Source organism: Ruegeria sp. CDSA221, assembly GCF_059611825.1.
In genome coordinates this window covers 418,910-433,899 of sequence record NZ_JBXWPK010000001.1, presented here as the reverse complement: position 1 = coordinate 433,899, position 14,990 = coordinate 418,910, and the positions used below count along the sequence as shown (strand labels likewise).

The window sequence follows — 14,990 nt, the reverse complement described above, 5'->3', positions numbered from 1 at the left end:
CCAACGCGTTAAAGTCCATCACTCTGTCAAAAACCCGTGGCTTCCTGATGATTAGCTTGGCGACAGAGCGAAGGACCTACGGTTGTCAGAATAAGCGCGAATTCGATTGCGAAGCCGATCCCGATCAAAAGCAGGGCCCAGCTTTCGGGCCGAAAGGTTCCCAGGACCAATATCAAAATAAGTATCGGTAAATCCAGAGCCAGAGAAAATAGGTACAAACCGTTGTTTCGAAGTGCCTCGAGCTTTTTGACCGTTTGTCCCTCGGCAAGCATTCTACGACAGCGACGCAGGTCAAATCTTACTTTGACGTGAACCACAAACAGCCAAACCGAAAACAGGCCAACCATGCCCGCCAACCATGGTGTTTCCAATAATTCAACCGGTCCATAGTAGTTCGCAATCAGCCATCCGCCTGATGAGATGACAAACAGGGCCCCTGGCAGGGCGAGGAAGCTATAGGCAATGCTCATGGCCCCAAGTGCGTTCTTGTAGCCAGCCTGTGTTGCAATTCGGCGGGACAGAATATCTTGGACAAAAACCGAAAACAAACCCGCCGCGACCAGCAGGATTCCGAACAAGTGAGTGAACTTCATAAGCGTAAACAGCATCGGTGTGCCTCGGGATTTAACTAAAGAGCTGTAAGCTCAGATTTTGGGCGTCTGACTTAATAGTTTGGTGCACTGGTGCGCAAATTTCGCGATGTCGTTCATCAAGTATCAGGATGTCTGTGCACGGCCACGCTTGGGCCTTTTGAACCACATCCGCGCAAAGAGCTTGTCTTTTTGAACGAACTGATGCCAAGCGGCAGCGAAGGCATGAGCGACGACTGCGACCATCAACAGATCCGTTGCAAGGCTATGAACCCTGTACAGGACTGTCTCAGTGAACCCGGCGGGTAGCATCTTGTTGCCTTGAACCACGTGTATCAAATCTGACTCGACTGCGATCCCGGTGCCCGATACGGCGACGGCGCCAAGAAGAATATACAAGGCGGTATGCATCCAGCTTGCCAGTCGCACTTGTATATTCAACCCACTTTCCGGCGCGCTTGGTTTCTCTGTTTTGAAACGGACGAGAAGCCGAAGCATTATCAGCCCCAGGATCAAGATTCCGCTGGTCAAATGGAAACTCAGAGGGGCAATGCCTCCCGACAAAAGTGTCAGGATTATGAGAATTGCCATAAGCCAATGCAGCGTAACAAGAAGAGGGTGGTAACGGTCCATTGTTACTTCACCAACTCCAACATGTAGTCGATCGCAGCGTCGATCTGTTCGTCGCTACAGGTGGTGCAGCCGCCTTTCGCTTTATGGTCCTTGGTGCCACGTAACACGATATCGCGCATGCGCTGTTCTGAATCCCGTTGCAGGAACTTTTGCCAGGTGTCCGGTTTCTTGACGTTGGGCGCACCTGACATGAAGCCTTTAAAACCGCCCGTGTGGCATTCTGCACATACGGATTGAAAGGTAGTATTATCTGCAACAACCGGGCTGCCAGCGCTGAAAGCGAACACGGTCACCACCGCGGAAAGCCCACCGCGAAGTCCAATCTCAAAAGCCATTTTTGAACCCTTTCACTGAGCCTGATTTGTGCAGGCTTTTACAAGTCCAGCACATTTCGTGATGCTGCCACCGCCCCAACCGGCGCGGTTTTCGCAATTGATGCTCTGAATAACGCGGTCCGAGATGGTGAAGTTGAAGACGCAAGCCTTAGGGTCTTCGGCGGCTGCAGCTGATGGCAGTGTTAATCCGTCCGGTCCGCGCACCTGAGCAGAACTATAGGTGGCAATGAATTGACGGCCCTGAGTTTCCACAGTCGCGGGTTCGCCAATGCAGGTTTTCAGACGTTCGGCAGGAGCACCTTGTAATGCAGCTTTGGCATCTTGAACGGTTTGCAAATAGGTCGCGCCGCATGCAGCCGTGGTGATCACAATGGCTGTGGCTAGAATGAAAGGTGATTTCATCGTCTTAGGTTCCTTTGGTCAGTGCCGAGATTTTAAGCTCGTCGTATTGCCAGATAAGCGAAGACAGTTGCGGCAATCCCGCAGATGATCCGAAGCCAATGCACCTGCAGCCAAAGCTCCAGCGTGTCAGCAACTTCGGCTGTTGGCAGACCCCCAGAGGCAAAAGCCGTGTTCGTCGGAACAAAGAATGCGAATGTCAGGATCGCCACGATCATCCAACTGAGTAGCGCTGCAATCCACATTCCACGAGCGGGGCTTCGCCAAAACAATGCCACGCAGAGAATCGAGCCGAGAAGAGCCGGCATCGATACCAAGGGTATGGTTCGCTGGATGAAAACGTTGTTCACAGCAAACCAGTCCAGGAACTGCTGCGCGTCAAGGCTTTGCCAATAGCCGCCAAGCGTCATTCCAATAAACAGCATCGACCCGGCAAACATGCCCGAGGCTATGATTGTGATCGCTTCCGCCGTGCGGGCCAAGGACATCATGCTTTTACCTTCCGATGACGAAGTCGACCTTTCATGCGAAGACCGTCGCGCATGCTAAGGCTCATTAGCGTGAGGTTCGTCGCACCGGCGACCAGCTCGAGAGTTTGCACCAGATAAAAGGTACTATCGAGTTCTCCGGCTTTCGCTTTAGCGGCCAGAAAAAGGGCTGCAGGAATCAGGATCGCTATGCCGTTGAAGGCGATGATTGGCATCCGGCGGGCCTTGTCCCCAAGGACCCCGCCGCGACGCTTGCCTGCAAGGGTGAAGCCCGAGCCGCCAACAGCGGCCATTGCCGGGATGAGAATTAAGAAGCCCCAAGGTATTGTCGTTTTGACCGCGATGATCTGTGCTTCGGTGCCAAAGAATTCGACGATCACAGTGGAAAGCCAAAAACTGGCGATCATAAGAAAGGCAAGGGCGCCTGCAATCGGGTGAATTTTCTTAGTCATCTGAAGTCTCCTTTCTCGCATCATACATAGTAAGCTATGTAAATGGTGTGAGTCTTATGTGAAACGACTCATTGTCAGAACACATATAGCAAGCTATACAATAAATGTATAGTCTACTATGTAAAAGAAACGATGGAATATGACCTTTTCACGAGAGAATTCTCCGGGATATCTGATTAATCACCTCGCGCGCCTGTTTGCGAACGCGCTACAGGAGCAAATAAAGCCTCTTGGCCTTTCAACAGGTGTTTTCCCGATCATGGTGCACTTATGGGAAGACGACGGCCTGACGCAAAAACAACTGGTTGAGCGTGTCGGGATCGAACAGGCAACAATGGCCTATACTTTGGCTCGGATGGAGCGAGACGGCCTGATCATCCGTCGACGAGATACAGAAGATGGGCGCATCCGACAAACATGGCTGACAGAGCATGGCAAGTCTTTGAAAGAGCCAACGCTGAAGCGGGCAAGCAAGCAAAACGAGTTAATACTGGAGGGGCTAAGCGATACTGAGCAGCAGCAAATTGTTGCTCTTATTACCAAAGCTATCAAGGCAAATGGCACGCGAGCTAGATATTGAGACGCGGCCTAAATCGCACCGCGCCCCAATCAGTTAGTTAACTTGGCCAAACCACATGCGCCCGAAAGTGCCGTCTTTTTTGACATAGTGATGGTAAAGCGCGCCAACGACATGAAGCGCTAGCAAAACAAGCAGAAACCGCGCACCGGCCCCATGTGCAAGCCGTGGCGGATAGTCGAAGAAGTTCGGTATCGGTGCAGTTGATCCGCCGAACAGAATAGTTCCGGCGCCAGACATCACGACCATGCCTATGCCGCTGGCGACCATACCCAAGGTAACGATATAGAGCAGGAGATGAACCGCTTTGCCGATAAACACCTGCCAAGCCGGATCAGTTTCCAAATGGGCGGGCTTTTGATCAGCAAACATCCACCACCCGATACGGATAAGTGTGAGCAACAGTACCGAAATACCGATTGGGACATGGACTGAAAGAACCCCTGCCTTCGCGGCGCTGACATCAATGGACGCCGCCCGAAACCCGCTTGCAAACAGCGCAATGATCAATGCTGCGCTGAGCCAATGCAGAGTGATTGCAACAGTCCCATAAGACGTTGTTGTACTTTTCATTTCGATTGCCTCAGTTGAATATCGAGATCACTCAGCGCTGTCTTCCCAACCAATGTCGACATGCGACCCATCGCAGAATGGTTTGTTCTTGGAGGCACCGCACCGGCAAAGGACGTATTTATTGGATGACGCGCCCTCAGCCCACTGAACATCCTGCAAGTCAACTCCGGTTACCCGAAAGGGTCCGTTACGCTCGATTGTAATGCCGGGGTTGTCGACGCTGGGTTGCTGTGGCTCGCCACCTGGTTCGCTCCAGGACAACGCGCCGGAAGGGCAGGCTGCAACAATTTCGCGAATTGCGTTGGCGTCGCCATTGCCAGGCTCAATCCATGGCTTTCTGCTCGAGTCGAAAACAGACTTCAATCTGCGGCCGCATTCCCCCGCATGGGAACACAACAGGCGATTGTAGTGAACTGTGATATCCTTGCCTTGATATGCGGTCAGCTTGTCCGGGGTTCGATCCTTGGACACCGCTGAACTAAAGCCAATACCAGTATGTGAACTGTCACAGTAAGGCTTGGACTTTGACGCTCCGCAACGACACAAGGCCAAAGATTTTTTCACGGCTACATCGGAACCGTCAGCATCGGTCAATCTGGGGATTTCTCTGGCCAGAAGGGGGCCATCCGGAAGACCGCGGATTGTCGCGGTTTTGTCCGCAACGCTAGAACCGCCGCCGATCTTGCCGGTCATACGCAGCCCATCCCGTATATTCATCCCCAGCAGGCTGAGGTTGGTTGCACCGGCAAGAAGTTCGACGGCCTGTACGACATAGAACACAGTGTCAAATTCTCCTGCCGAGGCCTTGCTGGAAAGGAAAAATGCACATGGGATAAGGACGAGAATTCCATTTCCGGCAATGAACGGCATGCGCCTTTTCTTGCCCAATACCAGCTGGTCCGTCCGGTTTTTCCCAAGCGCCATACCAGAGCCGCCCGCAACGATCATCGCGGGTATCAGGATAAACATACCCCGCAAAATCATGGTCTTCACCGATGCAATGGCTTCATGATCAAGGAACAGTTCTGAAAAAACACTCGACGTCCAAAATGTCAAAATTGTTAGAAACGCGATGCCACCGGCGGTGGCATGGATGCGGGTTTTCATCTGGATAGTCCTTCTATGCAGTTGCGCGTGTCGTACACTTGGCTGTGCATAGCCTGCTATATATCATTGCATCCACCGCTATGCAAATCTAAAAGGTTCTATGGAATTTGATCACACGTCTTCGCCCGGGTACCTCATAAACCATTTGGCTCGTTTGTTTTTTGAGGAATTGCGCAGACGTATTGAACCTTTGGGCATAGTGCCGGGACAATTCCCCGCATTACTTGCGCTGTGGCAGAAGGATGGGCAGACGCAGAAGGAACTTGTCGACAAGCTGGACATCGAGCAGGCGACTATGGCGAACACGTTGAACAGAATGGAACGTGATGGTTTGATTTCGCGTAAACATCACCCTACAGACGGCCGCGCAAAGTTCATTTTTCTGACAGAAAAAGCCAAATCGATCCGCGACGATGCCTACGAAGCTGCGACGAAAGTCAACGATTTGGCATTGAAAGACCTTGCTCCGGACGAACGGGAGCAATTTGTGCGCCTGATGCAACGCGTGCTTCATACGTTACAAGATTCAGAGCACTAGAACTGGGTGACGAGAACATACAGCCTATCAAAAGTAGCCGCCGGATCGTCTATGAGGGCTGGCTTTCTTCTGCAGCTTTTGAATGCTGTTGTACTTGGGTAATGGGCGGCCCAGATGTGCCGCCCTTTTTCTAAATAGATCAGAACGCCTTGGTGAAGGCAAAAGTGAGTCCGTTTTGCCGGCGCACACCGTTCAGGCCGAGGCGACCGGAATATGTCAGGTCGAAATAGCCGCCGGAATTCGTCAGATGCGTAATCCCCAGCCCGACAACACCGTAGGTCGGTTCGTCAAGGTACTCATCCAAGTCGTTGACCAACTCATGTTCAAGGCCCAATGTTGCCTTGGGTGACCAAGTTCCAGGTCTCAGCTCTTTTGAGATCCTGGCCTTGGCCCAGATTGTGCTATAGGTCTCGTCCGGACCATCGACACCTGACGCCAGATTGCCAAAGCTGTCAGCAGTCTCTTCGATCCATGCCCGTTGGTACAAAACGCCAAAGATTGGGTTCAACACCCATCCTTGGGGCAACCATTTCAAGTCTGACTTATCAAACCGGCCGACAAGTTCAGATTGGATGTACAGGCGATCATCGTCCTGGTTTTGGGTCAATGTGGCTGTTGGGCTTACCGGCAGCGAGATATCAGTCTCGCCGAACATGTATTCCATCCGAGCTGACATGCCCCAATTTGGATTGAATTGCTTCAAGGCATCCGCGCGCAGACCCCATCCGCCATAGGTCAAATCGGCAACGCCAATGTTTTCGATGTCGGTGTTTTCGTAAAAGGCGCCGAATGCAAGCATCGTATTCACATCAAAAAATTTGACGTACTGAGCATCGAGACGAATGGTGTCGGCGTCTACCACGACGATGCTGCCATCACCATCTGTGGCGACGTATTCAGTCGAAAACCGAATGAAGGAATCCGGCCCGATCATCTTCAACGCATGAATATCAATGATCCCCGAGACAGGTGACGTCTCATATCCGGATGTTGGCCCTCCTGCATGCGCGACACCGGTAACAGCGCGCGCGACCCCAATCCTTGTCTGAGCTATGCCAAACGGTTCATTCGACAGATAGCTTTCCAGCAAGCCAGACCCGCCAAGGTTGTAGATCGCAGCAATTCCAACCGGTAGCTGGCCCTGCTGGCCGCCATCCTGAGTGTCCTGTTCTTCTGCCATTGCCATGGTAGCGCAAGCCGCCAAGGCCATGCCCATTAGTGGTGTCTTGGTATTCATGAGGTCCTCCCTAGAAATCCCTAAATATGAGTATTGGGAAGCTTATAGAGTACATAATTCCCAAATACAAAGAAAACACGTACTAAAACACAGTGCTTTTCCTTTAAAATGACAATTCTGTCATAGATTTTCAAACTGGGGTTGAAGTTCGTCAGGATTGACAACCAAAAGAGAAACTTTGACGCCTTTTGGGGGATGCAAAGCGAGAGATTCGAATTGCTATCTAGCACTCATAGCTCTCGCAAAGATTGAATTCGAATGGGCATTCGTCGCTGTTTTGATGTGCATTCACGCCCAGCGATCAGAAGCGATATTCAGGCGGATCCACTCGCCGTCTATTGGTGATGGCGCTCTTCCAAAAGGGCCCGGGCCTGATCTGGAAATAGAGCGGAGTCAGCCCCGACATTCAAGTCAAGCGCCGCGCCCCATATGACCTTTGCACGTTCGGAAGGCGTGTCCGATATTGAGGTCCGAGGATCGGACATTCCCCATTCGAAATCAGTTAAGTCACGCCAAACTACATTTAAGTGAACGGCCGCGTGGCTGAAGAGATGATGAAGCGCGCGGGCTGGAATTGTTGCGTATTCATGTATGTCATTTCGCCCAGGGACCGTTGTCTCAAAGCTGGGGCTATCAGATCGAACACGTTCAATCGTTTCGCACATTTCCCGGGCGTGCAAACCGACTGAAGCAATGACATGGCGCCGCTGCCAACCAGGCACAGTGCTGTCCGCTGATAAAGCGGTATCGGGTAGATCATTTAATAAGCGTGCAAAAAATGCGGTGCCGCGGCGGGCTAGAAGCAAGTCTTGCTTTGGTGCCAGATCTGAATCAAATCTGGCGCCAGAACCCATTCTTGCTCGGTGGTCTTGCCGTGCCTTATCGGTCACTCTTGGCCTTCAACGTAGCTGCGCGCGAAGTTGAGCCGTTCCATAATCGGGGCATCCGAAAAACGGAAAAGATCAAATTGTGTTTCCGCCTCCAAGGCCCATGGAACCCAGGACGGGATCACAAACAGGTCGCCGATGTCCAACGCGCGACGTTCACCGTTTATGATGACCGCACCACTGCCTTCGAATACCTGGAACACGGTTGATCCGACATCGCGTCGTGTCTGGGTATTTGTTCCTTCACGCAGACGATGGAATTCGCACCGGATTGTCGACATCACATCGCCTCCGGTCGTTGGATTCACATATCGGATCGCGGCGTGGCCCGGCGCTATGGTTGCCGGGTTTCCTTCGTCTTCCAGCAAAAGCTGTTCTGTCAGCGCCCGGTCCGTGAACTCCCAGCGATATGCGCCGATTGGCGACGAAACGGTGTTCTGCAGTTGCGACAATGGCCGCAGACCTGGGTGGCACCACAGACGCTCTCCTTGTGAGAACCGCGGCGTCGCATAATCGGTTACCCGATCCGATCCGAACTCGAAGAATCCGACATCGTTTTGTTGGCTGAACGGAATGTCCAGACCATCAATCCAGGCCATGGGATTGTCGGTATCGTTGTGATGACCATGGAAGTTCCAACCTGGTGTCAGCAACAGGTCTCCGCGGCTCATTCGAACCGGATCGCCATTGACAACGGTCCAAACCCCTTCGCCTTCGACGACGAAACGAAACGCATTTTGTGAGTGGCGGTGTTCAGGCGCGGTTTCCTTGGGGCCCAAGTATTGGATCGCTGCCCAAAGCGTGGGGGTTATGTATGCGTTGCCGCCAAGGCCGGGATTGGCCAATCCCAACGCGCGACGCTCGCCACCCCGACCGACCGGGACAAGATCACCAGACGCTTCGGCCAGAGGCAGGATCGTTTGCCACTTCCAAACATAAGGAACGGCCTTCGGCTTGGGATGCATGGGCATCAAATCCCCAAGCTGAGTCCAGAGCGGAATGATATGCTCGTCCGCAAAATTCTTGTACAAATTGCGCAGCTCGGGGCTGTCTTCGGGCTGCATTGAATGCTCAACGTTCTCGTGGCTGGTATCGGAACTCAAAACAGTCTCCTAAAGTCTTTCATTATACTGCATCGGGCTGGTTCGGTGGCGCCGCATTTCGGAACGCAGGAAGTGCATCCAATGCTTTGTAAATACGCGATATGTTTGGCCAATCATCCATCGGGATGCCAAATCTCTTATTGTTCCAGATTTGCGCATACAAACAGACATCGGCCAATCCGGGTGTGTCGGACAAGCAATAGATTGATTGTTCTTCCCGAGACGCCAGCGTCTGTTCAAACGCATCAAGTGTGGTTTTCACCCAATGTGTGAACCAGCTTTTCTGCTTTTCCTCATCAGCATCGAATTCACTGCCCAAATATTGCAATACGCGCAGGTTGTTCAGCGGATGGATGTCACATGCAATCATATAGGCAAGCGCACGGTCCTGCGCCTTTCTGTCTGGATCGGAAGGCAAAAGTGCAGGTTCGGGATAAACCTCATCCAGCCATTCGATGATGGCAAGGGATTGGGTCATGATCGTGCCATCTTCCCGTACAAGGGAAGGAACCAACCCTTGGGGGTTCATAGCCAGATATTGGGGACTTCTGGTTTCGCCCGTGCGAAGAACATAGGCGATATAGTCGTAGTCCAACCCTTTCAGGTTCAACACCGCACGCAAACGCGTCGATGTTGAAGACCTGAAGAAGTTATGCAGCTGAAAGTTCATTCAGCGGCCCCGATTGTTGTGGTGATGTGCCCCAGCCCTTCGATGCTGACGACACAGACATCACCAGGATCCATCGACCCAACACCTGCCGGCGTGCCGGTCATGATCAGGTCGCCTGGTTTTAGTTCGATGAAGCTGGACAGGATCGAAACAATTTCGGGAACGGACCAAATTAATTCCGAAAGATCAGCCTTCTGCTTAACTTCTCCGTTGACGGTCAGCTTGATTTCCCCGGTTGACAGGTGGCCAACGGCCGAAACCGGGTGGATCGGGCCAATCGGGGCCGAGCGGTCAAACGACTTACCCATGTCCCAGGGGCGTCCCTGTTCCCGGGCTGCAAGCTGCAGGTCCCGGCGGGTCAGGTCATTGCCGACAGCGTAGCCCCAGACGTGATCGAGGCTGTTGTTCATTGGAATGTTGCGACCTTCTTTGCCGATCGCAACGACCAATTCCGCTTCGTAGTGGAAATTGGCGGTCTCAGCCGGGTATGCGACGGTTTCGCCGTCCATAACCACTGCATCGGCGGGTTTCGAAAAGAAGAACGGCGGATCGCGGTCAGGGTCTTTACCCATTTCGCGTGCGTGTGCCGCATAGTTCCGGCCGACGCACAAAATACGGCGCACTGGCAGACGATCATCGCTGCCAGCTACCGGAAGGGTTACGGTGTTTTGAGGGGGGAAAACGTAGCCCATCTGTTATCCTTTAATTTTCAAGTCCATTCGATCCGTACAACCAATGAAGTTGGTCGCACCATTCGTCGGGTGTCATGTTCGACATTACGTGGTCGCGTACGGCGGCCTGCGCATCGTCCGGGTGATAGATATAGTCGCCGATCAGGCGCGAGTTCATCTGAACACGTGCCGTCCGAACCCGGCGTTGGTTCTGGTAGGTTTCCAACGCGTTCTCGATGTTGTCGCCGTAGTTTTCCATGCAATGCGACAAGCAGACAGCATCCTCGAGCGCCATACATGCGCCCTGAGCAAAATACTGCAGCATTGGATGAGCCGCATCGCCCAAGAGAGCCACGCGACCATCGCGCCAGTTGGAAATCGGATCGCGGTCACAAAGCACCCAAAGCTTCCAGTCCTGACCGTGTTCGATGATCTGACGCGCTCGGGGGGCAATGTGTTCAAAGCCCTGCATCACTTCTTTGCGGCTAACGGGTCGACCTGCAATAGGCTCCTGCAGGTCGCGGTGATAGGTGACAACCAGATTGTAAACCTTCCCGCCCTTCAGCGGATAGTGCACGATGTGGCATTTGGGGCCAGCCCACAATGTTGCAGCATTCCAGCGCAGATCTTCAGGCATCTGCTCTGTGGGAATGACGCTTCGATATGTGGTGTGACCTGAAATTCTGGGCTCGCCATCTCCGATCATTTGGGCTCGGATTGGTGAACGAAGCCCTTCCGCACCGATCAGCGCAGCGCCTTTGAATACACCCAGAGATGTCTTGAGGCTGACGGATTTTCCATCCTGTTCGTAACCGCTAACAAGTGTGTTCGTTCGAATGTCGATCAGGTCACTTGCTTCGCAATAATCCAGTAGGACCGAGTGCAGATCGGCGCGGTGAACAACAGCGTATGGGTTGCCCATACGTTTTCTGAAGTCCTCACCCAACGGGATTGTCGTGATATCATTCCCGTTCTTAGCATCCATTAGACGCAGTGAATCGACATACACGGCCTTGGATCGCGCTTCGTCTCCAACGCCCAGATAGTCAAAAGCGTGAAAGGCATTTGGTCCGATCTGGATACCAGCACCGATCTCTCCCAAAATGGGGGCCTGTTCGACAACGATCGAACGAAAACCCTTGCGGGCAAGACCAGCTGCGGCGGCCAAGCCGCCGATTCCGGCACCTGCAATCAAAATAGGCTCTATTGGCACTGTTGCCTCCTTAGTCACTTTGGCAAGAGGTCACACAGGCAACGCTCTTAGCTATATCCATTTGCCGGAAATGCGCGGCTCGGCTTTGTTACAAGCCGGCGAAGCCCGCACGCGACACCCAGTAATCCCAGGCCCGGGCTAGGGGCATGTCGCCCAAAAGCATCGCGCTGGTTTTGTCGATTTCACCATCTGTCAGATGTTTGAGGGAACCCAGCGCCAGCGACTGCTGAACCAGCGCGGCATTGTCTTTAAGGCCGGTCGCAACCATGCAAACTGCCCGGATGTTTGCAGCCACACAGATACAGCCGTGGCCACGCAGCAGGGCAACACTGTTTTGCCCAAGCGCGCGCGAAAGAGAGTGGCCCATATCCATCCGGTCAACCAACATGTTGGTGTCACCAAACTCGTCCTGGCTGTCCCAGGTCGGAACTTCTTTGCCAATGACTGACGACATGTGAAAGATCGGACGCAAGGACACATCATTCATTGTGAACGGAATGATCGAGCGCGCATGATGATGCGCCACCGAGTTCACATCGGGTCGGTCTTTGTAGATCGCCCCATGAATGTGTCGTTCGTTATATGGCCGACGATGATCTTCGCCGATAAGTTCACCTTCCAAAGTGAACTCCATGATGTCTTCGCGAGTCACATTGATAGGGCTGCGCGAACGGGACAGAAAATAGCGATCTTTCCGCAGCGGGTGGCGCACGCTGACGTGCCCAAAACTGTCTATAACGTCTTCACGCGCAAGAATTCTATTGGCCAAAACCAACTCGTTAATAGCCGCATCAATTAGCCGAGCGTCGTTTTGTGAGTCGTGATCAAGAGCCATCTACATCTCCAAGCCAAGTTGGGGTGCAAAATAGAAACGCTGACGCCTGATGAAAAATATATAGTACAGAGGTAATTCATATCATATAATAGATATGACAGTGGAAGTTCATCAGAACAAAAAAGTCCAAGGGCGAGGGTCAACAGATGCGGTCACTCATCAGTCAGCTAACACTTCACAAGCTTGAAGTGTTTTGTCACGTCGCCGAGTTAGAAAGCGTTTCGCGGGCTGCTGAGGAATGCAGCATCGCACAACCCGTTGTAACTACGCATATCAAGGCGCTTTCTGAAAAACTGGGGGTGCAGCTTACGCAGCGCAATGGGCGGCGGATAGCGCTGACAGAAGATGGGAAACGCATATACGTCTGGGCCAAGGAAATCGTGTCGCAGACACGAGAGCTTGAGCAGGAACTTCAGGACCGCAAATCCGGCGCGGTTGGGCACGCCTCAATCGCCGCGTCAATGACTTTGGGGTCATACATCCTGCCGTCCATTGTTTCTCAGTTCAAAACGGACCACGAACAGAGTGATATTTCAGTGCAGGTTGCGAGCCCAAAACTGGCCAGCGAGCAGGTATTGAGAGGCGAATGTGACTTTGGACTGACGATTGTCGACCAGATTCACGGAATCCGCGGGCTTGATGTAACGCCGTTGTACAATGAAAGATTGATCTTGGCGGGGTCAGATAAGACGACCTTTGTTGGCAATCAGGTGACACCAGAGAAGTTGAAGGACCTTCCATTTGTCACCGCAAGGGCAAATACTGCCCGGCGCGATCTCGAAGACTATGCACTGATGACTCATGGAATAATCAGAAGCAATGTCACACTGGAATTTGGACATGGCGAAGCCATCAAACAGGCCGTCCGGGCAGGGGCGGGCATCTCATTCCTGTTTTGGTCTTCTGTTAAAGACGAATTGGAAAACGGGTCTTTACGAGAGATAAAAACACCGGGGATGTCGCTGGCCTTTCCGATCTATCTTGTTCAACGAAAAGACCGGAACCTCACAGCATTTCAACAAAAGTTGGCCGAGTATATCTGCACAGAGATCAAACGCCTAGATGAAGCGCAGTCGTGAAGCGGCTTCATGCCTGAAATCTGACTTCACAACAACGATCCAGAAAATAGAGTGCGCAGGATATGTACGTGTATCTTCGCGACCTAAACTCCTCTCCTTGATCCGGCTGTCTGGATGTAGACTCCGTTCCTAGTGAGGATGTATCAATCAGAGCCTGCGGATTTCCGATCAGATCACGGGCAATTTCAAAGACCGCATGGTACTTTCCTTTTCAACATAAGTTCCATTTCTTTCCCGCGCAGGGTATGTCAGGCCTGACCCAGCGAACCTGGTTCGTGAAAATGATAGAGGTCGTGAAGCAAACTATGGTCGGTGAATTGAGTTCCGAGCAGGCCGTGCGCGGCGCGATCCAGACGCATTCGAGGCGCGTCTGGCGGTTTGGGCTTGCCCTGTCGGGTGCTTCCGATGTGGCCGATGATCTGTTGCAGGCCACTTGCCTGCGTGCGCTTGAACGCCACCACCAGGTCACGTCATTTGAGCGGTTGGACAGTTGGTTGATGACGATCTGCCGTTCAATCTGGTTGAATGAGCTGCGTGCCCGCTCGGTCCGAAAAGCGCAGGCACTGTCGTTGACCCCAGAGTCAGAGCTGATTGCATCCGGACCGGACTCGGAAACGAATATATTCGCCGCCGAAGTGTTTACCCAAGTGATGCAGTTGCCAGAAGCACAGCGAGAAACGGTGATGCTGGTCTATGTCGAAGGCTATAGCTACCGCGAGGCCGCAGCATTGCTGGAGGTGCCAATAGGAACGATCATGAGCAGGCTGTCCAATGCGCGACAAAAACTGAAAGTCGTGATGCAGCATGAGGCGGCAGATGCCGTTCGACGGAGTCGCAAATGAAGTTTTCCGATGAAGTTCTCAAAGCGTATCTGGAAGGCAAAGTGAATGAATCCGAGGCCCAGGCGATAGAAGCTGCGGTTGCGGCCGAACCCGAGCTTGAGGCGCGCCTGATGGGGCTTGATCCATTCGCACCGGTGGTACAAGCGGTGTTTGAACATGTCCCGGCCGAGATGCCCCGGATGGTTTTGCCTGACCCAAATGCCGAGATACAAACCAGTGGCGGTCCTCTGCGCCTGTTGGCCGTAGCTGCATCTGTCGCGGTGATTTCTGTGTCGGCCACATATTGGGTAACCAAGCCTCAGCCCATGGGGTGGGCTGAGCAGGCGGCGATCTATCAATCACTATATGCGGCGGACACGATCGCGGGGATGGACAGCTCGGAACAGGCGTTGACAACTCAGTTTGATCAGGCCGAGGCACAGCTGGGTCTATCCTTGAGACGTGACACTCTTGAGGCGTTGCCGGGGATGGAATTGAAGCGTGCGCAGGTGTTGTCCTTCAGGGGCAAACCGTTGGTTCAAGTGGTCTTTGCGAATGAACAGGGCCAGCCTTTTGCCTTCTGTGTCATCCGTCAGGGTGCAGGCGCGCCAAGCAAGGATTTGAAAGAGGCAGTGCTCAGCGGGTTGGCGACGGCCACCTGGTCCAAAGACGGTTATGGCTATATGTTGATTGGTGACAGCGATCAGACTGACCTGGAAAGTAAGCTGGATATTCTGACCGCGACCTTTGCAAGCTGAGGTGGCGTCGAAAACGCCTTGTGA

General features: G+C 52.9%; 20 protein-coding genes. 5 read left to right on the top strand and 15 right to left on the bottom strand.

Features of this window, described 5'->3' with window-relative positions; all coding sequences use genetic code 11:
- Positions 1-26: 26 nt before the first annotated feature.
- The 6 genes from AC2FJ5_RS01970 to AC2FJ5_RS01945 all read right to left on the bottom strand — a co-directional run bounded on the left by AC2FJ5_RS01970 (position 27) and on the right by AC2FJ5_RS01945 (position 2,897).
- Entirely contained in the window at positions 27-608 is a 582-nt protein-coding gene (locus tag AC2FJ5_RS01970; RefSeq protein ID WP_496792247.1) for a DUF2269 family protein, read from the bottom strand.
- Positions 609-716: 108 nt separating this feature from the next.
- Positions 717-1,223: a cytochrome b gene (locus AC2FJ5_RS01965; RefSeq protein ID WP_496792245.1), complete on the bottom strand. Its 507-nt coding sequence runs from the start codon at positions 1,221-1,223 to the stop codon at positions 717-719.
- 2 nt (positions 1,224-1,225) lie between these two features.
- Positions 1,226-1,558, bottom strand: coding sequence for a c-type cytochrome (locus AC2FJ5_RS01960; RefSeq protein ID WP_496701991.1), 333 nt, complete (start codon positions 1,556-1,558; stop codon positions 1,226-1,228).
- Positions 1,559-1,570: 12 nt separating this feature from the next.
- Positions 1,571-1,960, bottom strand: a complete 390-nt coding sequence (locus AC2FJ5_RS01955; RefSeq protein WP_496792243.1) for a hypothetical protein — start codon at positions 1,958-1,960, stop codon at positions 1,571-1,573.
- 32 nt (positions 1,961-1,992) lie between these two features.
- Positions 1,993-2,445: an anthrone oxygenase family protein gene (locus AC2FJ5_RS01950; RefSeq protein ID WP_496792241.1), complete on the bottom strand. Its 453-nt coding sequence runs from the start codon at positions 2,443-2,445 to the stop codon at positions 1,993-1,995.
- On the bottom strand, positions 2,445-2,897 hold the full coding sequence (locus tag AC2FJ5_RS01945; protein ID WP_496792239.1) for a hypothetical protein: 453 nt from the start codon (positions 2,895-2,897) through the stop codon (positions 2,445-2,447). Before AC2FJ5_RS01945 ends, AC2FJ5_RS01950 begins: the two co-directional genes overlap by 1 nt.
- Positions 2,898-3,036: 139 nt before the next feature.
- On the opposite strand from AC2FJ5_RS01945, the gene AC2FJ5_RS01940 reads away from it, so the two are divergent.
- Positions 3,037-3,477 carry a MarR family winged helix-turn-helix transcriptional regulator gene (locus AC2FJ5_RS01940; protein ID WP_496701984.1) on the top strand — a complete coding sequence of 147 codons (441 nt, stop codon included), beginning with the start codon at positions 3,037-3,039 and terminating at the stop codon, positions 3,475-3,477.
- A gap of 33 nt (positions 3,478-3,510) precedes the next feature.
- On the opposite strand, the gene AC2FJ5_RS01935 is transcribed toward AC2FJ5_RS01940, so the two are convergent.
- Together AC2FJ5_RS01935 and AC2FJ5_RS01930 are read right to left on the bottom strand one after the other, a co-directional pair.
- A complete protein-coding gene (locus AC2FJ5_RS01935; RefSeq protein ID WP_496792237.1) occupies positions 3,511-4,047 on the bottom strand; it encodes a cytochrome b in 537 nt (178 codons plus the stop codon).
- A gap of 27 nt (positions 4,048-4,074) precedes the next feature.
- Complete coding sequence (locus tag AC2FJ5_RS01930; protein WP_496792235.1) at positions 4,075-5,154, bottom strand: CDGSH iron-sulfur domain-containing protein; 1,080 nt, start codon at positions 5,152-5,154, stop codon at positions 4,075-4,077.
- Positions 5,155-5,254: 100 nt separating this feature from the next.
- Between AC2FJ5_RS01930 and AC2FJ5_RS01925 the strand changes: the two genes are divergently transcribed.
- Positions 5,255-5,692 (top strand): MarR family winged helix-turn-helix transcriptional regulator, encoded by a 438-nt coding sequence (locus AC2FJ5_RS01925; RefSeq protein ID WP_496792233.1) that lies wholly within the window; start codon positions 5,255-5,257, stop codon positions 5,690-5,692.
- Positions 5,693-5,831: 139 nt separating this feature from the next.
- Here the strand turns inward: AC2FJ5_RS01925 and AC2FJ5_RS01920 are convergent, their stop codons facing one another.
- The 7 genes from AC2FJ5_RS01920 to AC2FJ5_RS01890 all read right to left on the bottom strand — a co-directional run bounded on the left by AC2FJ5_RS01920 (position 5,832) and on the right by AC2FJ5_RS01890 (position 12,308).
- Complete coding sequence (locus AC2FJ5_RS01920; protein WP_496701976.1) at positions 5,832-6,929, bottom strand: autotransporter outer membrane beta-barrel domain-containing protein; 1,098 nt, start codon at positions 6,927-6,929, stop codon at positions 5,832-5,834.
- A 335-nt stretch (positions 6,930-7,264) separates the two neighbouring features.
- Positions 7,265-7,783, bottom strand: a complete 519-nt coding sequence (locus AC2FJ5_RS01915) for a maleylpyruvate isomerase N-terminal domain-containing protein (protein ID WP_496792335.1) — start codon at positions 7,781-7,783, stop codon at positions 7,265-7,267.
- A 32-nt stretch (positions 7,784-7,815) separates the two neighbouring features.
- The gene (locus AC2FJ5_RS01910) at positions 7,816-8,919 is read right to left on the bottom strand and encodes a cupin domain-containing protein (protein WP_496701974.1); all 1,104 of its coding nucleotides are present in this window, start codon (positions 8,917-8,919) and stop codon (positions 7,816-7,818) included.
- Positions 8,920-8,941: 22 nt separating this feature from the next.
- Positions 8,942-9,589 (bottom strand): maleylacetoacetate isomerase, encoded by a 648-nt coding sequence (gene maiA, locus AC2FJ5_RS01905; protein ID WP_496792232.1) that lies wholly within the window; start codon positions 9,587-9,589, stop codon positions 8,942-8,944.
- Entirely contained in the window at positions 9,586-10,281 is a 696-nt protein-coding gene (locus AC2FJ5_RS01900; protein ID WP_496792229.1) for a fumarylacetoacetate hydrolase family protein, read from the bottom strand. The genes maiA and AC2FJ5_RS01900 overlap by 4 nt, the downstream gene beginning before the upstream one ends.
- Positions 10,282-10,291: 10 nt before the next feature.
- On the bottom strand, positions 10,292-11,473 hold the full coding sequence (locus tag AC2FJ5_RS01895) for a 3-hydroxybenzoate 6-monooxygenase (RefSeq protein WP_496701968.1): 1,182 nt from the start codon (positions 11,471-11,473) through the stop codon (positions 10,292-10,294).
- An 88-nt stretch (positions 11,474-11,561) separates the two neighbouring features.
- Positions 11,562-12,308, bottom strand: a complete 747-nt coding sequence (locus AC2FJ5_RS01890; RefSeq protein ID WP_496705200.1) for a class II aldolase/adducin family protein — start codon at positions 12,306-12,308, stop codon at positions 11,562-11,564.
- A 146-nt stretch (positions 12,309-12,454) separates the two neighbouring features.
- Between AC2FJ5_RS01890 and AC2FJ5_RS01885 the strand changes: the two genes are divergently transcribed.
- The 3 genes from AC2FJ5_RS01885 to AC2FJ5_RS01875 all read left to right on the top strand — a co-directional run bounded on the left by AC2FJ5_RS01885 (position 12,455) and on the right by AC2FJ5_RS01875 (position 14,966).
- On the top strand, positions 12,455-13,387 hold the full coding sequence (locus AC2FJ5_RS01885) for a LysR family transcriptional regulator (RefSeq protein ID WP_496709046.1): 933 nt from the start codon (positions 12,455-12,457) through the stop codon (positions 13,385-13,387).
- A 245-nt stretch (positions 13,388-13,632) separates the two neighbouring features.
- Entirely contained in the window at positions 13,633-14,229 is a 597-nt protein-coding gene (locus tag AC2FJ5_RS01880; RefSeq protein WP_246097204.1) for an RNA polymerase sigma factor, read from the top strand.
- Entirely contained in the window at positions 14,226-14,966 is a 741-nt protein-coding gene (locus tag AC2FJ5_RS01875; protein WP_496792227.1) for a hypothetical protein, read from the top strand. Before AC2FJ5_RS01880 ends, AC2FJ5_RS01875 begins: the two co-directional genes overlap by 4 nt.
- The last annotated feature ends 24 nt before the right edge of the window (positions 14,967-14,990 follow it).

Coding starts and splice junctions, on each gene's coding strand:
- AC2FJ5_RS01970 (WP_496792247.1), bottom strand. CDS start 608: ATGCTGTTTACGCTTATGAAGTTCACTCACTTGTTCGGAATCCTGCTG.
- AC2FJ5_RS01930 (WP_496792235.1), bottom strand. CDS start 5,154: ATGAAAACCCGCATCCATGCCACCGCCGGTGGCATCGCGTTTCTAACA.
- AC2FJ5_RS01955 (WP_496792243.1), bottom strand. CDS start 1,960: ATGAAATCACCTTTCATTCTAGCCACAGCCATTGTGATCACCACGGCT.
- AC2FJ5_RS01880 (WP_246097204.1), top strand. CDS start 13,633: ATGTCAGGCCTGACCCAGCGAACCTGGTTCGTGAAAATGATAGAGGTC.
- AC2FJ5_RS01890 (WP_496705200.1), bottom strand. CDS start 12,308: ATGGCTCTTGATCACGACTCACAAAACGACGCTCGGCTAATTGATGCG.
- AC2FJ5_RS01950 (WP_496792241.1), bottom strand. CDS start 2,445: ATGTCCTTGGCCCGCACGGCGGAAGCGATCACAATCATAGCCTCGGGC.
- AC2FJ5_RS01935 (WP_496792237.1), bottom strand. CDS start 4,047: ATGAAAAGTACAACAACGTCTTATGGGACTGTTGCAATCACTCTGCAT.
- AC2FJ5_RS01900 (WP_496792229.1), bottom strand. CDS start 10,281: ATGGGCTACGTTTTCCCCCCTCAAAACACCGTAACCCTTCCGGTAGCT.
- AC2FJ5_RS01965 (WP_496792245.1), bottom strand. CDS start 1,223: ATGGACCGTTACCACCCTCTTCTTGTTACGCTGCATTGGCTTATGGCA.
- AC2FJ5_RS01920 (WP_496701976.1), bottom strand. CDS start 6,929: ATGAATACCAAGACACCACTAATGGGCATGGCCTTGGCGGCTTGCGCT.
- maiA (WP_496792232.1), bottom strand. CDS start 9,589: ATGAACTTTCAGCTGCATAACTTCTTCAGGTCTTCAACATCGACGCGT.
- AC2FJ5_RS01925 (WP_496792233.1), top strand. CDS start 5,255: ATGGAATTTGATCACACGTCTTCGCCCGGGTACCTCATAAACCATTTG.
- AC2FJ5_RS01915 (WP_496792335.1), bottom strand. CDS start 7,783: ATGGGTTCTGGCGCCAGATTTGATTCAGATCTGGCACCAAAGCAAGAC.
- AC2FJ5_RS01940 (WP_496701984.1), top strand. CDS start 3,037: ATGACCTTTTCACGAGAGAATTCTCCGGGATATCTGATTAATCACCTC.
- AC2FJ5_RS01945 (WP_496792239.1), bottom strand. CDS start 2,897: ATGACTAAGAAAATTCACCCGATTGCAGGCGCCCTTGCCTTTCTTATG.
- AC2FJ5_RS01885 (WP_496709046.1), top strand. CDS start 12,455: ATGCGGTCACTCATCAGTCAGCTAACACTTCACAAGCTTGAAGTGTTT.
- AC2FJ5_RS01875 (WP_496792227.1), top strand. CDS start 14,226: ATGAAGTTTTCCGATGAAGTTCTCAAAGCGTATCTGGAAGGCAAAGTG.
- AC2FJ5_RS01960 (WP_496701991.1), bottom strand. CDS start 1,558: ATGGCTTTTGAGATTGGACTTCGCGGTGGGCTTTCCGCGGTGGTGACC.